Consider the following 23,948-nt stretch of genomic DNA (forward strand, 5'->3'; position numbering starts at 1 on the left):
TACAGTGAAATAACCTCTTTTAAAAAGGTTGCAGTTGAATTTGTCAATTAATTAAAATATTTATCTAAAAGATTGAAAATATTTTACAGGAGATAAAGTATTTAATTTAGTTAAAATCCATTTGTGATTCCAAAAAGAAGCGAATCGATTTATAATTTTTTTGATTTTACTTGGGTTTTTTTGAAATAAAAATGGATGTTGGTTGAATAAAATACTTTTCATCTGGCCAAAAAAGTTCTCAATCACGGCGTTATCGCGTGGGGTTGCTTTGCGGGACATGCTGATTAAAAACCTTTTTTTAGTTAAGGTTTGTTGTACTTTTGGTGATTGATAAACTAATCCTTGGTCGGAATGGATGGGTTGCTGAAATAATTAGGACACTTTTTAGTTTAATTAATTTGTTTTGTTAATTTGAAAAGATATGAAATTATCTATTATTTTTTTAGTTTTAAAAAATATTTTTTTAAAATAAAAATGTCTAAAAAACATCATCTCCCCAGATTTTTTCAAATTGTGATTATATATTTTCAAAAAAAACGCAGTTGGAAGAGACAAAAAATAATAAAGGCCCACAAAGGCCTTTTCTTTTATCTTTTTTTATTCTTTTTTATTGATAACTAAAATTTTGTTTTGGAAGCGAATGTCTGATTTATTTTTCATTTGATTCCAAAAACGACTCGGAATTTCAAAAATAGTTTCATGGGTTAAATGTTTGATATTGCCAATGTTTTTACCATAAATTTGGTACTCATCTTTTAATAATCGAATCAAAACAGTTGGGTTAATATTATCTTTTTTACCAAGGTTAATTGTTGCTTCAATGAAGTCATTTCTTTTTTGACTATAGGAATTATAAGAATTATAGGAATTATAGGAGCTAAATTTTGGATTCTGGAAACGTTTTTCTCCAAATCTTCTATTACCAAAAGAATTGTTATTAAATGTTTCTCTTGGAGTAAATGTCATTCTTGGAGGTATAATATCTGTATAATTTTTTGCTTTTGGTTGGATGTTTGTTAATAAACCTTGAATGATTTGTTCAGAAGAAAATTTTTGTAATAATTTTTCAATCATTGGATTATTAGCGTTTTCTTGGCTATTTTTTTCAATAATATCTATTACTTTTTGTTCAAAGTTTTCCAAAATTTGTTTTTTGATTTCTTCAACTGAAGGAATTTCTAAGAATTTTACTTTTTCTTTTAAATAATATTCTAATTTTTTGAGTTGACTGAATTTTCTTGGACTGATAAAACTATAAGCCAAACCTTTTTTGCCTGCGCGTCCAGTTCTTCCGATTCTGTGGACATAAACTTCATCTTCGTGAGGTAAATCATAGTTAACTACCATTTTGATATCAGAAATATCAATCCCTCTTGCAGCCACATCGGTTGCGATTAAGATTTTTATTTTTCCTTTGCGGAAATTATTCATGACATATTGTCTTTGATTTTGTTTTAAGTCTCCGTGAACAGCATCAGCTAAAAACCCTTTGTCTTGTAAAAAAGAAGCAATTTCATCCACGTCTTTTTTGGTGTTGGCAAATAGAATGGTTGAATAATCTCTTTTTAAGTCTAATAAACGAACTAATAACTTGTTTTTATCAAATTCTTTGACTAAAAAATAATATTGTTCAATTGCGTTAACGGCAAGTTTTTTAACAGGAACTTGTAAAATTTTAGTGTTTTTTTGGTATTTGCTTGCAATTTGTTTGATGGAAGGAGGAAGAGTGGCAGAAAATAAAACAGTTTGTCTTTCTTCTGGGATTTGTTTTAATATAGTTTCTAAAGCTTCTTGAAATCCCATTTTTAACATTTCATCGGCTTCATCTAAAGTTAAAATTTTTAACGCTGATAAATCAATTTTGCCTCTTTCTATGTGGTCAATCACTCTTCCTGGAGTTGCAATAATTAAATGTGGTTTACTTTCTAAAGCTCTAAATTGTTTAGTGTAGGATTCACCACCAAAAACAACTGCAATTCTAATTTGCGGGTAATAACGTAGTAATTTTTTCAACTCTTCATAAACTTGCAAAGTTAATTCTCTAGTGGGGCATAAAATTAAACTTTGAGTTTTAGATAATTTATAATCAATTTTTTCAATAATAGGGATTCCAAAGGCAAAAGTTTTTCCTGTTCCTGTTTGCGCTTGTCCAATTACATCGTGTCCTTGGATAATTTCTGGGATCACTAAAGCTTGAATGGGTGTTGCTTCGATAAAGTTAAGCTCTTGCAAAGCTTTTTTAGTTTGTTCTAAAATAGGTAATTGTTCGAATAAAATATTCATAATTTCCTCATTTCTTTCTTTTTTTGAATTATACAAGTAAAAATATAAAATGTTTTTGCTCAAGCGCTTAATGAATATTTTTAAAAATTGCTTTAAGAAATTTGAATGATGATCGAAAAAAAATTATTTTCCAATTATTGCTTTTCAAGTTAATCCAAAAAATTTTTGTTGAAATTAAAAGAGTTTTTTATAAAACAAGCAAAAAGACCGCTTTTAAAAAAATTTATTTTTCATAAAATAACTTTATTTTTTTGTAATGTTTTTTGTTTTTAACATTTATAAATTTTTACTGTATCTTTTATATTATACTTTTAAAAGTATTAAAAAACACTTCTTTTTTTATCTTTTATAATTTTTTCCTTCATAAACTTCTTTTATTTTCTTTTTTTGTAATTTTGATGGAATATAAAAGGAGCATAATTCTTAAAAAAAGGTGGGGTTCAATAAATAAAAAATTGTTCGTAAGTTTTTACGTATTCCAGAATCATAAAAAAACTAACTAAAAAAAATTATTCCGAAGAAACTCTGAAAACTTAAAATAAGTATTCCCCAAAGAAATCCTTAAATTGAAGAATTTAAGTTATTAAAAAAAATTATTTTAAAGATAACAGTTGAAGTGCAAAAAAAGTGAAAAAAGCATATAAAAAAAAGAGCCTAAGGAAAATATAGGCTCTTTTGAGAGGGGTTTAGTTAAAAGGGATATTAGGAAGAATGATGTTTTTAGTTTGGGCGTCCGCTTTGATTTGGGTGTATTTGGTGTTTGCTTGGCGGGCGGTTTCTTCTTTGTTTCTGTGGATATTAGAATACATTCTCGATATTTCTTTAACTACAGTTGAGATTTTTTCTAATTCTTCATTTGTTGATTTTAATTTAGAAAAAGTAGGGTATAAAAGGTTTCTTGATTCTATTTGTTGAACAGACTCCTTGATCCTTTGTTCAACTGTTGTTTTTTCTTCTTTTAATTTGTTATTTAATTTTGTTAAATTATTTAAAGGAGAAAATTCAGGGCGATTATATAATTCTTTTTCTTTTTTAATATATTTTCGTTCTACAGTTGAACAATCTTTATGATGCTCGTTGTTTGTTTCAAACGCACTAATGTAAAAATTTAAAAATTTGCGTCGATCTCCTAGTTCGTAATTTAAACCATTCAAATTAGAAGATGTGAAAACTAAAGGGTCTGTGATTTGTTTTTGTGAAGCATAAGAGTGGTTTTTGAAATCATAGTTAAACAATGTTTCGAGTTCTTGAGAAAGTAAATCGTTTTCAGCAGAAAGGTGGTTTATTTCTTCAGTAGAGTCGGTTGGGGATTGAGGAGATGATGAAGAATTGGGGTTTGGAGTGTTTGTGTAAAATTGAGGGGTTGTTGGTGATTGTGGAGAAGAGGAGGAATTTGATGTGTTTTTATTATTTTTTTCATCTTGAGGTTTGAAATTGGAAGATGGTAAAGAATTATCGCCTGAAAAATCAGATGGATTTCCTGAAGTTCTGGATGGTCTAGTATTTTCAGGATGTGTTGGTGTGTGTTTTTGAGAGTTTGGTTTGTTTGAAGTATTCCTATTGTTTGGGGTTTCTTGTTGTTCGGGGTTTTGGGGGTTGGAAGTAGTTTTGTTTTTGTTATAAAAGAAAATTATTGCAAAAATAACGATTACAGCAGAAACAATTGCAATAATGGAGTAAAGAAGTTTGTTGTTTTTTTGCGGAAATGGGGTTGGGTAGTTTGGGTAATTATTCATATTTGAATCCTTTCTAATTAAGTATAATGAAAAAATAATACAATTCCATTATACCGTTTTTTTTTTTTTGCAAATAAAACGGAAAGGATATAAAAAAGAAATTATTCCATTATTCTTCTTGCACGCTTAATTGCGTTTTCACTAGGTTTTTTGAATGTAAGTTCTTGGTATTCTTTCATAAATTCTTTTAATTTAACGTTATCTATTTCAGAAAGATCTATTTGAGATAACAAATTAATTGTTCATTTTAAATTAAATTTTTTACAATTTTTAAAAACATTAACAAATTATAAACTTACTAAATTCATTTTATTATGCAAAAAACTTATTTTTTTATTTTCTTTTGATGTAAAATATGTAGCAGTGGTTAAAAGATATTATGAAATATGAGGATAGTAATAATTTAGAATCATTATTTTTCACAATTTAAAAAGAATAATTAATAATATTGTTGTTTATTTTTATTATTTTCATCAAAAAGCCGATTTTTAATTTAGATTACGAACCAAATTAAGAGCAATTAAAAATGGCTTGTTTAAGTTGCTTATGCGTTATCCACTTTTGTTTAAAAAGAATAATTTATTTTGTAGAAAACAAAAAAACAACAAAATTGAGATAAGTATACTGGTTATTATCGTGATGACAACTAGATGGAAGAAAAAGATTATTTATATTTAGCTGAAATTATTATTAATCTTGGCAGTAGATCTTTTGAAATAATTTTATTTTCAACTGATGGAGGCAAAAGAAGAAAAAGAAAATATTTGGCTGATGAAAATCACACTAAAGCAGAAATTACTAAATTTCTTAAAAATAAATATTTAAAAGACAGAAATAATGCCGTAAAAAAAATCTATTCAAGATGTTTTAAATTATTATTTTAACGAGGTAAAAAATTATTATTCAACATAAAATTATTTTTTAAAGTAATTATTCAAATTTTATTAAATAAAGAATCCATTAATTTAGAAATAAATTTATTAAATCATCAAATAAAAGTTTTAGACAAAAAACTAATTTTAGATTTGCAATGGTAAAATGGCCAAAAAGAAAGGAATTTTTATGCAATCTAAACAATTTTTTTCAAAAGAAAAGAAAAATTTTTTAATTGGAGTTGGTTTTTTACTGCTTTTAATTTTAACACTTGCAACGCTCATCACAAGTCTATGTATTTATTTTGGCTTAGCTAATAAAACTAATAATAAAACCCCATCCACCCATTATAACTCAGACGATTTAAAGACAATCGCTGAACGCTACCCAATTTCAAGCAAAAAAATCAAATACATCAATTACAAAAAAGATACCACAATTAAGGATTTCTTTGAATGTAACAAAAGAAAGGGTAAACGAATCAAATCAATTATTTACCTCAATGGCGCAATTGATTGGATCTCTGAATATGACAAAAAAACAAGAAAACGAATCAAATCCACCCATTATAAACCAGATGGAAAAGTTGATTACAGCTTTGAATATGACCCTGAAACACGCAACAAAATCAAATATACCAATTATAACATCGATGGCACAATTAAGGAAATCTTGGAATACGACAAAATAACAAATAAACGCACCAAATCAACCTATTACAACAAAGAAGGATTAGTTGGTTTAATTTTTGAATCAGACCCACAAACAGGAAACATAACCAAATCAATCTATTACAACGAAAATGGCTCAATCCAAAGAATCTATGAATACGACCCCCAAACAGGCAATGAAACCAAATAAAATCCTCATCTCAAACGCCTTTTAAACGAAAATAAATGGGCACATTCCGCCGTTAAAATTATTTTTTTAAGTCAATATATATATATATCTTTAACTTATAATAAAATAATCTTAAATATCAAAATTGATATTAAAAAATTAAAAAAATATTTTTTTAAAACAAAACACCCTTAAGTCTACAAGGGTTATTTTTTTATTCAAAAACTCAAAAAGATTTGTTTTGATGATTTGTATTTGACCTCCTTGACTGCATAATTAAATATTATTTTGTATAAAAAATAAGAAAAATTAGTAATAAATATTATTTTTTTCCATTCAGAAGTACTTTGAAACCTTCCGCAAAGAGCAAATAATATGGAAAAAGTCGCATACATATCTCAAAATTAATTTGTCTGAATTTCTTTATTATTATTATAATTTAATACATATATTAATTATATGATTAATTTTTTAATTATTTTAATTTAGTCTAACCGTTAGATTCTTAAAATATTTCATTAAAAATCATTATAAAATTAACTAAAATAACTTAAACGAATTGAAGTACAAACTAAATCATAAGCATACACAAACAAAGAAAATATAACTTTAAGTTACGTTCTCTTTTTTGAAATCCAAAATACCATCATAAAAAAGAGGTTATTGTGCTGCACTTTTTTTAAACAAATTGACAAAATAAGACAAAATATTCTTTTATTTTTGTTTTCTTTTGGATTTTGATTTTATGTGTTGTGTGGAGCGATTTAGGTAAGGATGTTTTAGTTTGAGTGAATGTGTTTTTTGAGTTTTCGGTTGGGGATAATGTTGTAATTAAAGAGAAAAGAAAAAAAGAGCCTAAGGAAAGAAATAGGCTCTTTGGGTGGGAATAAGGGTATAAAAAAAGACCTATTGGGTAATAGGTCTAGTAGGGAATTGAAATTAAGGGTTGTATAATGTAATAGACTTGCCTGTTTGGGGGTCGTAGTGGTAGTAGAGATCACATGTTTGGCCGTCGGGTTCGTAGAAAGTGGTTTGAATAGGTTTTCTTGTTTCGGGGTCATAGAGGTTTTTTTAACTATTTTGTCGTCGAGTCCGTAAAAAAATTCGCGAATGGTTGTGTATGTTTCAGGGTCGTGTTCAGTAGTACGCTCTAATTTTTGGCCTACGAAATGATAATGAGTGTATTTGATTATTTCATCTGTTTTAGGATTGTATTGTTTAATCCAACTAATTAAACCATCTTCACAGAATTTGATGTATTTAATTAATTTTTTTGTTGAAGGGTCGAATTGTCTTAAACTATAAATTTCTGAATAATGAGCATAATCAATTATGAAATTTGCGTTTGGAGGAGTTGGTTTAACAAATCGCGGAGTAGAAGTGTCGTAATAATGATTAAAACTATTTTGACCAACGCAAATTTCTTTTCCATCCACGTAATAATCATCAACTACCCAACCTTTTTTGAAGGTGTAATCACATGCTTTTCCGTCTTCGCGGTAAATAGTTCTAGAATTTCTGCCAAATTTATCTCTTGTAGTCCAAGCGTCATATGTTTGTTGTGGTTTAATATAACATTGATTTTTCCAAGTTTGGAGTTTTTGATTGTATTCTTTAATTTTTTCTAATAAGTCGTTATCACTTATCCTTTCTTTTTGGTTTTGGTTTTGGTTTGGTAATGTGTATTCTTCTTGTGTGTGTGGTTTTTGTTTGGAAATGTTTGGTTGGTTGGTAATATAATGCATAAATAAGCAGAAAATAATGGTGGAGATTAGTGCAGTAGTGAAAATAATTATGGGTTTTGTTTGTTTATTCAAAAGATATCTCCTTTCTTGGTTTTGGAAAACCAGTGTATGATTTAATTATATCACCAAAAAAAAAACAACTTTTTGGCATAGATTATAAATTTCTTACAGTTTTACGTCTTGTTTAGGACAGGTTGGTGTGTGGTGTGTTGAAATGTTGGTTTTTATTGTAGAGGGATTGTTGGCCAGGAAAGGTTGGGGGGTGTTGTGTGTTTGGGGTATTTATGAGTAGTTTGTGGGGATAGCGTGTTGAAACTTGTTTTTTTATTGAATAGAGATTGCGGCAAGCGAGATGGATGTAATTTGATGAATGTTTTTATAACCAAGACAGATAATGTGTGTTTGTGTGTGGTGGAGTTGAGGTGAGTTTGTTTTGTGAAGAGAGTGGGAGGATGGAGGGTAGAAGAAAAGAAAAAAGAGCCTAGGGAAATAGGCTCTTTGGGTGGAAATAAGGGTATAAAAAAAGACCTATTGGGTAATAGGTTGAAAATAAAAGAGATCAAAAACGTACGGAATTAACGAACTTTCCTGTTTTAGGGTCATAAGTAAAATATCCCATTTGACGACCATTAGGATAATAATTATTTATTAAAGAGATATTGCCTGTTTCGCGGTCGTATATAATTTCATCATATTTGTTATTTCCAAAAAGAAATCTAAATGTTTTAATTTTTTGGTTGGCTTCGTTATATACATCACAACTAGAAATACGAGTTGAAGGGTAATCAAGGCGAAATTCGTGATATTGGGGAGGGGTTGGTTGAAGTGGAGGTTGGGTGGTGTCGTAATAATCATCAAACTTATGGCTTCCAACACAAATTTCTTTGCCTTCAATATAATAATTATCAACAAAAAATCTTTTAATAAAGGTATAATTACATGCTTTACCATATTGATTATAAATAGTTCTAGATTCTTTACCAAACTTATCTTTAATTTCCCACGCTCCGTAATCTGTATATGGTTTAATATAACATTGATTTTGCCATTGTACAATTTTTTTGTTATATTCTATTATTTGTTTTATAAAGTCGTTATCACTTTTCCTTTCTATTTCTTTTTGATTTGTGAATTGAGTAGATTTTGTATATTTGAGTGATTTGTTGGTAATGTAGTGCATAAAAAGGCAGAAAATAATAATGGAAATTAATGCAATTATAAAGAAAATTAAATATTTTGTTTGTTTTTTCAATTTTTTAAGAATTATTTCCTTTCTTGGTTTTATTAAAAACCAGTGTATGATTTAATTATATCATCAAAAAAAACAAGTTTTTGGCATAGATTATAATTTTTTCTACAGTTTTGCGTCTTGTTCAGGACAGAGTGTGGATAATGTGTTGAAGTGTTGGTTTTTATTGTAGAGGGATTATGATAGTCGAGAGGGGTGGTGATTGTAGAAGCAAATTGTTGGACAGGACAGGTTGTGTGTTTTTGTTTGTGTGGTGGTGTTGAAAAAAACCTTTAGTTGAGGAGAGTGGTTTTTTAGAGATTTTGAAAAAACAACTTTCATGAAAAATAAATTATTCTCAAAAAGTGAAAAAATAGTATTAAAAGGATAACGTTAAAAAGTCAAAACAAAACCTTTATAATGATTTTTTTTGTAAAAATCTTAATTCCAAGGAGCTAAGATAACAAAAAGTAAAAAATAATTACTATTGTTCTTGTTTTGTTGTGTGTTATGATTTTTTGGGGTTGCAGTCGGTGTCCTGTTTCGGGGTCAAATTTTTGTTTAGAAAATAAACGATCTACGTTGTTGAAGAAAAATATTGTAAAGATGACGATTGAAGTGTAAAAAATCGCAATAATGAAATAAAAAAACTTGTTGTTGTTTTGGGAAGAGGAATTTGTGATTTTTTCCATAATTAATCCCTTTCTGATGAAACATAATGGGATAAAATTATTTCCCCTATTATGTTTTTTTGTAAAAGAAACTAGGGCGGAAGGAAGCAAAAAAAGAAATTATCTTCTTATTTTGTCTAATCACAGTTGGCATAGGTTTATTAACGCGAATTTCTCCAAGTTCTTTTGTAAAGTTTACTAAATCGGCATTGTTGCTTTAGAGAGGTCTATTTTCGACAACAACTCTAATTGTTCTCTGGTTTGTTCTAGTGTGCACTGATATCTCTGGGCTTTCTTTTTTTCAAGTCGTCTAATTTTTGGCATGTATTTTTTTTTTTTTTATATAAGGAAGTTTATTCACAAATTGCTTTTCAAATTATCAAAATCTGCTTCAGTTTTTATTATTTGTTCAATACTTTCTTTAGCGATAATTTTTAACTCCATTTTAAAGCTTGAAGTTTTTTCGGTTTCTTCGCCAACTGCGGAATTTTGTTTTACAAATAATTTTGGATTTTTTTCACTAAGTCATTAATTTTTTTAGTAAGATTTTGCTTTTGGATTTGTTATTTTTCAACATTTTTCTTAATTGTTTCTTGTGTGGTGTTTAATATATCCTCTAATACTTAACGTCAATTAAATGGTCGAAAAAACTTTGAAATATTCATTTTTTTCAAATCAAAACAAATTGTATTTATCTTTTTTTCGGTTTTACCAAAAGTTAAATTTATCAATTTTTTTAATAACTCATGTTTTTGCATTGCAATATTGTTTTTAATTTTATATAATTAAGTGTAGTTAATAATTAAATCATTAATATTATTTTAATTTACTATTTATATTTCTTTCAAAAGATGATTCAAAATGACGAATCTACACGTCAAAATATTTTGATGAATTTTTAAAAAAACTACAATTATTTTATTTTTTTAGTCATCTTTATAAGGAAGGATAAATTTTATTAAATATGTAATTAGTTGTATTATTTTTTTAATTAATTTTATTTTGTTCTCATTTTTATTAATTAATTCAATTCATTAATCTTTTAATCACTTAAGTTAGTTATAAGTACATGTTTTGAAAATAAAATAAATTTAAAGAGGTTTTGTATCAAAAATGAAAAAAGAAAAAGAATTAAAAAAAATTGCTGTTTTAACTTCAGGAGGAGATGCTCCTGGTATGAATGCTGCCATTAGAGCAGTTGTTTTAGAAGGAAATAAACAAGGTTTTGAAGTTTATGGAGTTAAAGATGGTTATTTAGGTTTGTATAATAACGAAATAAGTCTTTTAGATTCAAATTATTTCCCCCGCGTTATTAATGTTTCAGGAACTTTTTTGGGAACTTCTCGTTTTCTCCCTTTTCAAAACGACCTTGCTGTTCGCCAAACTTGTGCAAACAATTTGAAAAAATTGGGAGTTGAAAAATTAGTTGTTATCGGTGGTGACGGTTCTTATAAAGGCGCTATGAAATTAAAAGAATTAGGAATTAAATGTGTTGGCTTGCCTGCTACTATTGATAATGATATTAATAATACCGATTTTACAATTGGTTTTAGTACTGCTTTGAATAACATTGTGGATGCAATTGAAAAATTACGCGATACTTCTATTTCTCATCATAGATGTAGTATCATTGAAGTTATGGGACGCTACAAAGGAGATTTAGCTTTATACGGAGGACTTGCAGCCGCTTCAGATGTTATTGTAACTCGCGAAAATCTTTTATCTAAACAAGAAATTTTAGACAAAGTTAAAGTTTTATATCAAGCTAAAAAAAGACATGCTATTGTAGTTGTGACAGAACATATCTTTGATGTTGCAACCCTTGCTAAGGAAGTTGAAAAATATAGCGGATTTGAAACTCGCGCCCAAGTTTTAGGTCATATTCAAAGAGGCGGAAGACCTACTGCAGAAGACTTAGTGCTTGCTTTTAGAATGGGAAGTTATGCGGTTTCTTTGTTACAACAAAATATTTTTGATTGTGCTGTTGGTACTTGTGGTCTTAATTTAAATTATACACATTTTTTTGATGTTTTTAATAACCATAACCAACAAAATGATTTATTTCATGCAATTGCTAAATTATTATAAACATAATTTATATAGTTTTTTTTCTGGCTAACTAAAATAAATATTTTTAAATTAAGACAAATTCTATTTTATTTAGATTTCAAATGTCATTTTTTTTGGGTAAAAATTTTATGTTGATAACTTCAAAACTTAAATAAATTTTTAGAGCAAATCGATAATTTAATTCAAAAAAATTAGTTATAAAAGCTACAAAAGATAAAAAAATTTTTGCTATTTTTATTGATAATTTTTTAATCAAAAACTCAATTATATCTTTTATGTTAGTTGTAAATAATTATTTTTTTGCAATTTCTTGAATGTTTTTTTTGCATCAATTTTCCAACCTAGAAGTTTTGTAAAACCACGAAAAATTTTTCACAAGCTATTTAAATAAATGTTTTTTACAATCTGGGTATAGCTTTTTTCTATTTTTAAGGAGTTTTGTTTTCCTGAATTGTTGAATTTTTTGCTTTTTTGAAACAATTTTTATATTTTAGTTTTTGAAGGCTTGTAAATATTTTATCATTTCAAATTTCTTCAGATTAACAAAAAAATCTGAATGAAATAAAAAAACATTTAAGTTTTTTTATATTTTATTAAATTCAGAAAAACATGTTTTAAATGTTTTCATCAACAATTTAAAAATGAACACTTTTTAGATAATTTTTTTGCATATACCCTATTTAGTATTTTTATTATTGCTGCCGTGGTGGTTTTTCTAAAGCTTTTTTAAAAAAAATTAAAAATTATTTTTTTAGTTTTAAAGCTTTTTTTCAAAAGCAACAATTGTATAATGCTTAAAAACTACCAACATTTATCTTCCTACTAAAACAATTATCAAAGCTACTAAAAGAAATTTAGTTTTTATTCAATTTGATATTAAAAACGTTCTTTTAAACTATTTAAAATCAAATGATAAAGTTAAATATTAAAAAAATTATTGCAGGATAAAAAAACAAGCAAACATTATTTTATTCTGGCTTTTTTAGTAGTTTATTTTTTTAATCAATCTGGATGATTCAAAAAAACGATTTAATTTGTTAAAAAAATTAAAAAATAGATATTAAAAACTTTCATAAATATTTTAACCTTTATTTTTCGCTCCCTTGCTTGCAGTTTAATTTTAACTTTTCCAAAACAAATGCAATAAATTTAACAATTAACATTTATTAAAGAAAAGATTTGTAAAAAATTATGAAATTCAAAATCCAATATAATAATTTTTTTCACAAGCAAACTTGTGATGCAATAATAAAATAAGATAATAAAATTATTTGAAAACATTTAATATGTTTTGTAAAAGAAAACTTTTGGTATAAATTAATAGAAATGTTTTTTTCTTTATAATTTGTTTTTGCTCAAAATTTTTACCTCAATGATCTTTTGTTTAAGTTATTTTATAAAATTATTTTAGTTTTTGTGATAAAAATAATCATTTGGACATTCAAAAAAACAATAAAAAAGGAGTAATTTATGTCTGTTGAAAGACAAACGTCTACCAAAGACTCTAATCAAAAAACTTTTAAAAGGGCCATTTATAAGAATTTAATCATCCTTTCTCTCCCGATTGCCATTTATTTGCTTTTTCAACATTTAACCACTTCTATTGATTTTGCTATTATTGGCGATTCTCAAAAGACAACCAATGTAGATAGCACTATTACTTACATGAAGCAAATTAAAAAAATTCTTCAAAGTATAGCAATTGCTTTGGGAGGCGCTGGAGTAGTTTTGGTCGCGCGTGAATATAAAAAACAAAATAAAGAAAAATCCCGCCAATATGCCACTTTAGCTTTTTTATTAGCTGTTACTATTTCTTTAGCTTTTTTAGCTTTTTTAGGATTAGGAGTTTTTTTGCCTAAACCTTTAGGAGATTTATTTTTAAAAAGCGATTATCATGCTGATGGTGGATTATTATATTATCAACTTTCTTTAATCACTTTTGTTTTCATCACTATTAATTCCGTTTTTATTGCTTTAGAACGTGCCAAAAACAAAACTAAATTTATTTTAATTCTTAATATTTTTTTAATAACTTTAAGAGTCGTTCTTTCTTTTATTTATAAATTTGTGAAAGAAAAGGGACAAGTAACGGTTATTGATTTGGCTTTAGCTGATTTATTATCGAATTTGTTCATTACTTGTATTGCCTTTTTTTGTATGTTTAACCCAAAAAATCCTTTTCAATTACAATTTAAAAAAATAACTTTCCCTAAAGATGTAGTTAAAGGGATGCTTAAATTAATAGGAACTTTAATTATTGGTAAAGTTACTTATGAAATCGGTAAAAAAATTATTCTTGATATGACTACTAATTATTATAAAGACATAGTCGCTATTTCTGGACTTGTTGCGGTTGTTAATGGTATTTGTTATAGCATTTCTCAGTCTTTTGAAGATTCTCAATCTGCAATGGTTTCTCAAAGTGTTGCTTTTGAAAGTAATCAAAAAACTTTCAAAATCTTTAAAAATGTTTTTGTCATTACTTTCATTATTGGTCTTTTTGGTTTTTTAATAAATGAATATTTCGGAGTTGAAATATTATCTTTTGTGAAACAAAAAAATTATACACCTCAAACACATAAAGAAATGCTCGAAAATTTTAAAATAATTTTACGTTATGAAGGAACTTCTTTATTTACTTCTGTTTGGGCCTCTATGATGATGGGTTATATTTTATCTTACAAGAAAAACGCCAATCTTATTTTTTGGATGAATCTTTTAAGAGTAGTTTTAAGAATATCAATTTTATTTGTTTTACATAATATATTTTCATCAACTTCATCAACAATTACCCCCGCTCATCAATTTGGTTTAAGCACTCTTGGAAGTAACGCAACTGTTTTAATCGTAACAACGGTTATCTTTATTTCTTTTTTGAGCAAAAATAAGGCCAAAAATCGTCAACAACAAAAATAAGAAAAAATTTTATTTAAAAATTAAGGAGTTTATCGTGAGCTTAAAATTAAATCTTAGTGGAATTGCATCTTTTTGTGATTGGGAAAAAATCACAAAAGAATATAAAAATAAAATAAAAGATATTCATTATAAATTACATAATGAAACACTTCTTCAAAATCAATATTTAGGGTGGTTAGATTTGCCTTTAAATTATGATCAAGAAGAATTTGCAAGAATGAAACAATTAAAAAATCAAAACAATGATCTAGATGTTTTAGTAGTTGTAGGAATTGGAGGCTCTTATTTAGGAGCAAAAGCAGGAATTGAATTTCTTCAAACTCCTTTTCAAAATAACAAACCAGAAATTATTTTTGCAGGACATCAAGTATCAGGAACTTATTTAACTAATCTTTTAAAATATTTACAAGACAAAACTTGGGCCATCAACGTTATTTCAAAATCAGGCACCACTTTAGAACCGGCTTTAGCTTTTCGAATTCTTAAAGAAGTAATTGAAAAAAAATATGGTCAAGAAGCTGCGAAAAAACGTATTTTTGCTACCACAGATAAACAAAAAGGAACTTTATTTAATTTATCCAAAAAACAAGGGTATGAAATGTTTGTGATTCCTGATTCTGTTGGCGGAAGATTTAGTGTTTTAACTAGTGTAGGACTTTTGCCTTTTGTTTTTGCTAATTTAGATGTGGACGCTATATTAAAAGGCGCTTTACAAGCTTTCAAAGATACTTCTTCAGATGATTTAGATCAAAACCAAGCCTATCAATATGCTTTAGCTAGATGTTGTATGTATTCTCAAATGAATAAAAACGTAGAGTTGTTAGTTACTTATGAACCTTCTTTACTAGCTTTTGCAGAATGGTGGAAGCAATTATTTGCTGAATCAGAAGGAAAAGACAAAAAAGGTCTTTTTGTGGGCTCTGTAAATAATTCTTCTGATCTTCATTCTTTAGGACAATACATCCAAGAAGGAAAAAAAATATGTTTTGAAACAGTTTTGAACTTCCTTTCTACAAAAGATGAATGTGTTGTTCCTGAAATAAGCAATGAATTAGATAATCTTAATTACATAGCTAATAAAACTTATTCAGAAATTAATCAAATAATCCTTCAAGCAACTAAACAAGCTCACATCGAAGGAGAAGTCCCTAATTTAGAGATTGTTGTTTCTTCTTTGGATGCATTTCATTTAGGTTATTTAATGTACTTTTTCCAAAAAGCATGCGCTATGTCAGGTTTGCTATTGGGAGTAAACCCTTTCAACCAACCAGGTGTGGAAATATATAAACAAAAAATGTTTTCTTTGTTGAAAAAATAAAGAATATATTGAGTTTTTAAATTTAATTTTAAAGATCGACTTTTTAGTCGGTCTTTTTTTTATAAAAAAACCATTTTATTTAAAAAAATTCAGTCAACAACAAAAACTCTCAAAAAAATAGCAAGTTTTCTTTTTTGGGGAATAACTTTTTTAAAACTTTAATGACTAATGATATTTTTTAATTAATGATTTTTTTATTTTTTCAAGCCATCAACTACAAAAATAACTTTGAAATGTCAGCTGACAATTAATTTATTTTGTTTTTGAAATAATTCTTTTTTTAAGGATTAATGATTAATAATAAAATATTTTGAAACAATGAGTTATTCTAAAAATTCGGATACTTTTTATTTTTTAAAAAAATGATGCCTGACTTATTTTTAAGTCGGTCTTTTTTTCTTTTGGAAACTTAAAAAAATAATTTTTTAATATTTTCTAAAAACGTTTTGATAAACGGATAAAATATTTAAGACAAAAAAATATTAAGAGTTTTTTTAAAAAATAAAAAGAATTTAGAAATAAAGAATTATTCAATGGAGTTTGATTATTTATTAGCAAACAAAACAGTTAGTAGATATAACAACTATTCTAAAGAATTTAAAAAAGATTTATGGTGCATATTTTGAAAGCTATGAAAAAAACTACACCAAGATGACATGCAATTAATTATGTTTCTGGGATTTTGACTTTAGAAAGTAAACAATTATTTTTAAAGCAAAAGTGATATTAATTATATTTAATTGAATTCACTTTTACGTTCTTTTTTAGGTTTTTTTTGATTTAAAATATTCCTTTAAAACTTAAAAAACAATAGATAATTACAATATTTTTGTAAACTAACAAAACAAATTAATTAAAACAAAAGCGTCTATAAGTTTTTTTCATAATTTAGTTAATGCGTGAGATATTTTTTAATTTTTTATTTTTCAATAGTTATATGGTGGATAAATTTTTAAAAATATTCCTTAAAACATCATTTTTTTTGATTAAAAAATGCACAGCAAAAGAGTCTCCAAAGTTTTGCTGTATATTTATTCAATAATCTTTTTTAATTACTTTAGTTTTCTAAATTTATTTTGCTTAAATATTTTAAATTAATTAATCATTGTTTGAACATAAAAAGATTCAATGATAATTATTTAGTTTAATTTTTATTTTGATTTGGATTGGATTTTGCAAGTTGTTGTATGTTTTATAATTTTTTTATAATAAGTTTTATTGTTATCAACATAAAAAAATAACATAAAATTATAAAACATCAAAAACTGATGCGTTTTTTAAAATTAGTGCAGTAAGAAGAAAAAACATGCAGGCCTAATTTTGACTAATGTTTTGCTGATGTTTTTAAAAATTATTTTTGTAAAAGAAGGCATTTTTGTGGTGATAAAAAGTGTAGCAATTTTTATAATTTCTTATCTTGAAGATTTTTAATATGATTGTATTTGCGATAAATTTCTTTTTTGCTTTCTTGACGTTCTTGAGCCACTTGCATTAAGGCCTCTTTTTGGCTAAAACCTAATTTTAAATAAAAAGCAATATGTTCAGAAATATTTAAAAAAGTTAATTGGGGAGTTGTTTTTTGTTTTCCTTCTATTAAAAGAACGTATTCTCCTTTATAAACTAGATCTTCTTTTAAAACATCTTCCAGATTGCCGTTAATAATAGTTTCAAATTTTTTAGTTAGTTCTCGCGCCAAAGAAATTCGACGATTGCCATAAAGTTGATGAATTAACAACAAAGTTTTTTTAATTCTATAAGGAGATTCATAAATGATAAGAGTTTCATGGTTGTTTTGGTATTTCAATAACTCTTTTTTTAAAGCTTGACCTAAGCGAGGCAAAAAACCCAAAAAAATAAAAGGAGTTTTGAGGTTAGCGGTGACAAAGGCAGTTAAAAAAGCAGAAGCTCCTGGAATAGCTACTATATTAAAGCCTTTTTTTTCTATTTCATTCACCAATAAAAACCCTGGGTCACTAATTAAAGGAGTTCCTGCGTCACTGATTAAAGCCAAATCTTTTCCTTGTGATAACAATTCTAAAATTTGAGGTAACCTATTTTTCTGATTATGTTGATAATAAGAAATTATTTTTTTTTTAATTTGATAATGTTCTAAAAGTTTTTTGGAATTTCTGGTATCTTCTGCTAAAATTAAAAAGACTTCTTTTAAAACTCTGACCGCTCTAAAAGTAATATCTTCCAAATTACCGATAGGAGTTGCAACTAAATACAAAGTCGGTTTTTGATTGCAAAAACTTTTTTGGTGAAATAACATATTGCCTCCTTGATTAAAAAAATTATTAAAAATATTTTTGTTGTTCTAATTCCAAAATTAAAGCAAAAAAGAGGTTTTGGGGATTCACCAAATTAATTTTTTCTTGATGATATTTTTGCAGAATCTCTAAAATATTTGTGATTCGCTGTAAAGTTAAATTTTGAAATTCCTTTTGATGGTGTGCTTGATTTTCAAAATAAATAGGCAATTGTTTTTTTTGATAAAACAAATCTAAAAACCACCTTAACAAAACTGATACCAAATCGCTTAAAAAAACAGCAAAAGAATTTATAAGAACAGTAGCAAAGTCATAAGTTGCACAAGAACCATCTTTAGGAAATTGTTCCAAAAAAAACAAAAAATATTTTTTAAATTCTAGATAATAAGCTGTATTTTCGTCAGAAGAAATATTTATCAAAGGAATTAAAGCACAATTCATAACATCTATTTCTTGCGATAATTTTCGTTCTTCGATTGCAGGAGTTAATAACTGTTGTTTGAAAACATCAATATTGATAACTTGACAACGTGAAACGATTGTTGTCAAAACTTGATGTAAATTGTCTGTCAACAAAAAACCAATTATATTATTGGGAGTATTTTCTAAAAAATGAAGCAAACTGTTGGCTGCTGGCAAAGTTGTTTTTTCCATTTCTTCAATCACATAAATTCTTTGTTCTCCAAACAAAGAACTTTGACTAAAAAAATCTTTTAATTGCAATATTTGCTCTTTTTTAAAAAGATGGTTATCTTTTTTTAAATAATAAAAGTTAGGATATGTGCCTTCAGTTAAAGTTTGTTTTAAAAAAGAATGGTTTTGAGTATTTTCTTGGGATTTCAAAATTTGATAAGATAATTCCAAAACAAATTTTTTTCTTTGAGGGAGATCAAGCCCGGTTATTAAATAAAGGTGAGCTAATTTTTTGTTTTGAATTATTTTTAAGAATGGTTTTAAAAATGGTTGGTTTGGCATAATAAATGTTTAACTTTTTGGTAAATTAAAGAAGATAATTGAGGCAAAGAATTATCTGCTTGAATTTTGATAATACGTTTATTTTCTTTTTGGGCCAGTTTTAAATAACCTTCGCGGATTTTTTGATGAAATTCAATCGTTTCTAAATCCAGCCGATTTTGTTTATCCGGGCGAAAAAGTTCCAATCTTTTTTTAGCTATGACAGGGTCTAAATCAAGGTAAAAAGTAATGTTAGGTAAATGTTTTAAAGCAAAATCATTAATATACTCAATATATTTTTGTCCTAATTTTCTGGCATATCCTTGATAAACAAAAGAAGAATCTAAATAACGATCACAAATAACAATTTTGTTTTCTTTTAAAGCAGGAAGAATTATATTTTTTAAATGTTCGTTTCTGTCTGCAGCATAAAGCAAGGCCTCTGTTTTTAAATCAATCGGAGGCATTTCAGGATTTAAAATTTTTTCTCTAATAAAAAGAAAAGGATGATATCCTCCCGGTTCCTTGGTTAAAACAATTTGGTGTTTGTTTCCGGATAATTTTTGAGCCAAAATACGAGCTAAAGTTGTTTTTCCTGATGCCTCTCCGCCTTCAAAAGAAATAAACATAATAATCTTAATTCTCCTTTTTTTATTTTGTTAACTCTCCAATTTTAATTTTGGGGTTAAATGAAAAATAGAAAAAACAAATTATAATTTAATAAAAAATTTTTTTTAAAAATAAACCTTTCGCTGGAGCTAAAAGGGATACTTTTTGATTAGTTGTGTTGGTTAACATAGCTTTAAAAAGTTCTAAAGACATTTTATTTTTCCCGATTTCAATCAACCCCCCCACCAAAAATCGAACCATATACTTAAGAAAACCATCTGCATGAAAAATTAAAATATAATTTTGGGAAGTTTCTTTCACAAAAGCATTTAAAACAGTTTTATTAAAATTTTTTTCTTTTTTGTCGTTAGTGAAAGAGGCAAAATTATATTTTCCAATAATCAAATTCATAGCGGATTTTATTTTTGCAAAATCAAGGTTAGCAACAAAAACTTGAAAACGATAATTAAAAGCATTTAAAGGTTTTTTGGCAAAAATATAATGGTAAATTTTGGATTTTGCCCAATAACGAGCATGAAAATCAGCTGTTGCTTTTTCTATTTTTTTAATTCTAATATCAGGCGGTAAAATACGATTAAGAGTGTTTTTAAAACGTTTTAGTTCAATCGCAAAAGCAGTTTGAAAATGAATTGTTTGTTCTTGAGCATGTACACCTTTATCAGTTCTGCTAGCTGCAAAAGTATTAATTTGACGTTTAGTCATCGATTTTAAAGCATTTTCTAATGTTTGTTGAATCGTTTTTGTTTGGGGTTGTTTTTGGTATCCGCAATAACAAGTGCCATCATAACTTAAAATTAATTTATAAAAATACTTTTCCAAAAACATCTCCTAAAAATTAATGATAAAGCATAAAAAAATAACAATCATTAAATTTTTTTTAAAAACAATCCACTTTTTCAGCAGATGTAAAAACTTATGGTAGTTATTGTTTTGAAAAACAATTAACACCAAATTATCGCTCGTTAATTATAGCACTTTTTTTAATTAAAAGCAAAAAATAAATTAGTTTGTGCAACAAGAAGGGATCAAAGCATAAACTATCTAGTATTAAGTTTAATGTTGGAAAAAAGATAGATACTTTCTTGTTTATTTATGAAAAAAAATAAATCTATCACAATAATTATAACATAAAAAAAGCACTGCAAAAAAGTAGTTCTTAAAAACTGAAAAATATTTTGATATTTTCAAAATTATTCAGATTACATAACTTGAAAATTATTAAATTTCTTAAGTTTTTGATGGTTTTTTAATTCGTTAATTAATTATTTTTAGGCGTGATTGCTCCCAAATTTAGGTATTCAATTTTTCCCTAAAATAAACGAATGAATTTTACAAGTTTGCAAAAATGAATTTACTAAGAGAATCAAATTTATCAAAAGAAATGAAAATTTAAAAATTTTTCTAACAAACAACAAACAAACACTTTTTTAAGAACATGATTCCATTTTTTGCATTTTTTGTGTCTTTTTTGCTTCGTTATCCAAAACATTGTTTGGAATTTGTAAGTTTTTTCTTGGTGATGTTGTTTATATATATGACAAATCTGTTTTGTTTATTATTTTTTTCATGTCTGTTGGTTTTTATAAATTTTTTTTAGACCAAATTTGAAAATTATTTTTTGAGTTTTCAAGGTTTTTGAAAAGTAAAAGTGTCTAAACTTTTGGAACAATTCAGTTTTTTTTAATCCCTTTAATTGTAAATTATTTTTGTTTAAAGTTTAGGTCGTAAACAAAAAAAACGCATTAACTTCACGAGTTTAGAAAAATAATCCATCACCAAAAATAGTCAAAAAAATGAGCAAAAACTTTTCTGACACAAATCACAAACAAACATATTTTTTACATAATCATATTATATTTTGATCTTTGGGATTTTAGTGTTTTTTAACTTTAAAACAATATTTAGGTTTTTTTGGCGTGTTTGTTTTTCATCTAGTGTTTTTTTTATAACAAATATTGCTTAGTTGAATCTTTTTGTAATTCAGATGATAGTTTTTATAATTTTTTTTAGACCAAATTTTAAAATTATTTTTTTAGTTTTAAAGAATATTTTTTAAAACAAAAAAATGTCTAAAAAACATCATCTCCCCACACCTTTAAAAATTGAAAAATCATAAATATATAAAAAAAGAAGCTAAATTATCTTTAGCTTATTTTTCGTTTAATTTTCATTTTAGCAAGATTTTCTTTTTGAAGTTTGCGATAAAAAGGAATGAAAAAAGTTAAAGTAGCAATGAAAGAAATTAAATTACCTAACAAAAGACTTAAACCGACTTTATGAAAATTACTTAATTCTTCTGTAAAAGAACTAAAAATATCCATTTTCTTTAAAATAAAAAGAAATAAAACACCTGCAAAAACCCTTAAAAGATTCATACTTAAATAAATTTTGGTTTTTTTAAAACAAACTAAAAAATTGCATAAAACTATAGAAAAAGAAGTTAAAAATAAACCTGTGGTTTCATAGAACAACAATATTTTAAATGTAGATCCTCTTTCTATTGTTTCTTTCATGAAATAGAATAAAATCTTGCGATAACAAAAAATATGAATCAAAGTGCCTAAAAAAGCTAAAACAACAATAGAAATCATAATTTTTTGAAAAATTTGAAAAACGCGGTTCATGTTTTTTTGCCCTAAATTTTGAGAAATAATAGCGTTTTGAGAATCAGCAAAAGAATTGATAATATTAGAAAAAATATTATTTATAGATACTGCCAAAATTAATTGAGTATCAATCACTTTTCCTTGTTCGCTTCCATAATAACGCGTCAAAGTTATACTAATAATTAATTTTCCTAAGATAAAGATTATATTGCTGATACAAATAGGAACTGCTAAGGGGACAAGTTTTTTCAAAAAACGTTTTTCAAAGTGAAGTTTTTTTAAAATAATTTTCAAAAAGTTGTTGTGGTTCCAAAATAAAAACCAAAAAGCAAATACAGTAACAATAGCGTGAGCCAAGAGGGTTGCATACCCTAAAGAGGTAATGTCTTCTTTCCAATTCCAAAAAAGATTAGATAAAATGACTTTAATAAAAACATTTAATGCAGTTGTGATTAAAATTATTTTATTGTTTCCTTTAGCTCTTTCTAAGGCTAAAAAAACTGTATTAATAATGATGCAAAAAATGGACAAAATAATTACAAAATAATAATTCTTCAATGATGTTTGATTTGCTGGATTGTTTTGTTTAATATCACAAATATTTTTTAAAATAGTTGTTTTTAAAAAAAATCCAAACAAGATAGTAATAACAAAACTTACAATGACAGTTAATATAAAAGTTTGCGAAAGATAAGAACGCATTTTTTCGATATTTTTGTTGCCGTAATTACGACCTACTAAAATTACACCAGCAGTAGCAATGGATGCACCAAAAGGGATAAGAATGTCTTTGACTAAGTGAATTCGATTCATTGATGGCAAAAAACACTTATCCACTTCGCCTTTGCTTGATTTGTAAAATAAAATATCATAAGAATTAAAAAAAACTTGAAAAACCAAATAAATAATAATAGGAAAGGTGACGTATAAAATAACTTTCCACAAATTGCCTTCTAATAAAAACTTTCTTTTTTTTTCTTCAGCAATCATAATTTTCTTTTTATTGATTTGATTTTTTTTATATATCATAAAACCTCCAATATAATAAATCAATAATTTTTTATTTTGATGATAAAATGATAAATTAAAAAATAATCTAGAACAGTAACAATACTATATATTTTACCATAAAATAAAACCTTTGCTGAAGGGAAAAGGATGGAATCAAAAACATAAAAATCAAAATTAAGCAATTTATACATTAAAAATGAAATATTTATTTTTTTAATTCTTCAATTTATTTAGTTTGATGACTTTTTTTAGATAATGATTTTTTGTTTCAATGTTTTTTCAAAGTTACCTTTATCGATCATTAATTTGTGGGATTTATAAATTAATTGTTGTCTTTATGACTTAAGAAAACAATTTTTTAAAAATTAGTTTTGGGCTCAATATTTCTTTCAATCATTGGTTTTTATTAACAACGGTTTTATTTAAACTTTTATATTGTGAGAAATAAAATAAATTGTAATTAATGTAGCAGTTACAATGGAAAAAAAGATAAATGGTAGTCAATATTTTGGTGCGTTAATAATTTAATTAATTATTTTTTTGAGATATTACAGTATTTAGGATATTTTTTTATTTTTTAAAAAAAATTTGGGACTGACTTATTTTTAGTCGGTCTTTTTTTGTACCCAATTTTATTATTAGAAATTTTATTATTAGAAATTTTAATTATTGGCTTTTGATTTTTTTGATAAATAAAATAATGTATAAATTAAAAAAATAATTTTCATATTTTTTCAAAAAAATATTTTCAAACAGTCCAAGAATAAAAGATAATGATTGAAGCCGAACAAGCTTTG

At 26.0% G+C, this 23,948-nt stretch carries 15 protein-coding genes and 1 pseudogene; 5 read left to right on the plus strand and 11 right to left on the minus strand.

Features of this window, described 5'->3' with window-relative positions; translation table 11 throughout:
- Window positions 1-60 precede the first annotated feature (60 nt).
- The 4 genes and pseudogenes from SLY_RS03735 to SLY_RS05750 form a co-directional block, all read right to left on the minus strand.
- Window positions 61-357: pseudogene (locus SLY_RS03735) on the minus strand (IS3 family transposase); the annotation flags it as partial.
- Between the two features lie 240 nt (window positions 358-597).
- Window positions 598-2,283, minus strand: coding sequence for a DEAD/DEAH box helicase (locus tag SLY_RS03745; protein WP_041784384.1), 1,686 nt, complete (start codon window positions 2,281-2,283; stop codon window positions 598-600).
- Between the two features lie 686 nt (window positions 2,284-2,969).
- A complete protein-coding gene (locus tag SLY_RS03750; protein ID WP_015638235.1) occupies window positions 2,970-4,019 on the minus strand; it encodes a hypothetical protein in 1,050 nt (349 codons plus the stop codon).
- A gap of 101 nt (window positions 4,020-4,120) precedes the next feature.
- Window positions 4,121-4,252, minus strand: coding sequence for a hypothetical protein (locus SLY_RS05750; RefSeq protein ID WP_015638236.1), 132 nt, complete (start codon window positions 4,250-4,252; stop codon window positions 4,121-4,123).
- A gap of 417 nt (window positions 4,253-4,669) precedes the next feature.
- Between SLY_RS05750 and SLY_RS03755 the strand changes: the two genes are divergently transcribed.
- Together SLY_RS03755 and SLY_RS03760 are read left to right on the plus strand one after the other, a co-directional pair.
- Window positions 4,670-4,903: a hypothetical protein gene (locus SLY_RS03755; RefSeq protein WP_015638237.1), complete on the plus strand. Its 234-nt coding sequence runs from the start codon at window positions 4,670-4,672 to the stop codon at window positions 4,901-4,903.
- A 178-nt stretch (window positions 4,904-5,081) separates the two neighbouring features.
- Window positions 5,082-5,753 carry a DUF2963 domain-containing protein gene (locus SLY_RS03760; protein ID WP_235043265.1) on the plus strand — a complete coding sequence of 224 codons (672 nt, stop codon included), beginning with the start codon at window positions 5,082-5,084 and terminating at the stop codon, window positions 5,751-5,753.
- Between the two features lie 758 nt (window positions 5,754-6,511).
- Here the strand turns inward: SLY_RS03760 and SLY_RS05950 are convergent.
- The gene (locus SLY_RS05950; RefSeq protein ID WP_015638239.1) at window positions 6,512-7,549 is read right to left on the minus strand and encodes a DUF2963 domain-containing protein; all 1,038 of its coding nucleotides are present in this window, start codon (window positions 7,547-7,549) and stop codon (window positions 6,512-6,514) included.
- A 487-nt stretch (window positions 7,550-8,036) separates the two neighbouring features.
- Complete coding sequence (locus SLY_RS03770) at window positions 8,037-8,729, minus strand: hypothetical protein (RefSeq protein ID WP_015638240.1); 693 nt, start codon at window positions 8,727-8,729, stop codon at window positions 8,037-8,039.
- A gap of 1,760 nt (window positions 8,730-10,489) precedes the next feature.
- On the opposite strand from SLY_RS03770, the gene SLY_RS03780 reads away from it, so the two are divergent.
- From SLY_RS03780 to SLY_RS03790, 3 genes are all read left to right on the plus strand, one after another.
- Window positions 10,490-11,464: an ATP-dependent 6-phosphofructokinase gene (locus tag SLY_RS03780; RefSeq protein WP_012358764.1), complete on the plus strand. Its 975-nt coding sequence runs from the start codon at window positions 10,490-10,492 to the stop codon at window positions 11,462-11,464.
- A 1,452-nt stretch (window positions 11,465-12,916) separates the two neighbouring features.
- The gene (locus tag SLY_RS03785) at window positions 12,917-14,362 is read left to right on the plus strand and encodes an MATE family efflux transporter (protein WP_012358765.1); all 1,446 of its coding nucleotides are present in this window, start codon (window positions 12,917-12,919) and stop codon (window positions 14,360-14,362) included.
- 31 nt (window positions 14,363-14,393) lie between these two features.
- Window positions 14,394-15,680, plus strand: coding sequence for a glucose-6-phosphate isomerase (locus SLY_RS03790; protein ID WP_420893822.1), 1,287 nt, complete (start codon window positions 14,394-14,396; stop codon window positions 15,678-15,680).
- Between the two features lie 1,402 nt (window positions 15,681-17,082).
- Here the strand turns inward: SLY_RS03790 and rsmI are convergent.
- The 5 genes from rsmI to SLY_RS03815 all read right to left on the minus strand — a co-directional run bounded on the left by rsmI (window position 17,083) and on the right by SLY_RS03815 (window position 23,169).
- Window positions 17,083-17,952 (minus strand): 16S rRNA (cytidine(1402)-2'-O)-methyltransferase, encoded by an 870-nt coding sequence (rsmI, locus tag SLY_RS03795; RefSeq protein ID WP_012358767.1) that lies wholly within the window; start codon window positions 17,950-17,952, stop codon window positions 17,083-17,085.
- Window positions 17,953-17,977: 25 nt separating this feature from the next.
- Window positions 17,978-18,925, minus strand: coding sequence for a DNA polymerase III, delta prime subunit (locus SLY_RS03800; protein ID WP_012358768.1), 948 nt, complete (start codon window positions 18,923-18,925; stop codon window positions 17,978-17,980).
- On the minus strand, window positions 18,904-19,533 hold the full coding sequence (tmk, locus tag SLY_RS03805; protein WP_012358769.1) for a dTMP kinase: 630 nt from the start codon (window positions 19,531-19,533) through the stop codon (window positions 18,904-18,906). The genes SLY_RS03800 and tmk overlap by 22 nt, the downstream gene beginning before the upstream one ends.
- An 88-nt stretch (window positions 19,534-19,621) precedes the next feature.
- Window positions 19,622-20,353, minus strand: coding sequence for a tRNA pseudouridine(38-40) synthase TruA (gene truA / locus SLY_RS03810; protein WP_041784386.1), 732 nt, complete (start codon window positions 20,351-20,353; stop codon window positions 19,622-19,624).
- Between the two features lie 1,325 nt (window positions 20,354-21,678).
- Window positions 21,679-23,169 carry an MATE family efflux transporter gene (locus tag SLY_RS03815; RefSeq protein WP_012358771.1) on the minus strand — a complete coding sequence of 497 codons (1,491 nt, stop codon included), beginning with the start codon at window positions 23,167-23,169 and terminating at the stop codon, window positions 21,679-21,681.
- Window positions 23,170-23,948: the final 779 nt, after the last annotated feature.

It is taken from the genome of Strawberry lethal yellows phytoplasma (CPA) str. NZSb11 (genome assembly GCF_000397185.1).
In the GTDB taxonomy this organism is placed as follows: domain Bacteria; phylum Bacillota_I; class Bacilli_A; order Acholeplasmatales; family Acholeplasmataceae; genus Phytoplasma; species Phytoplasma australiense.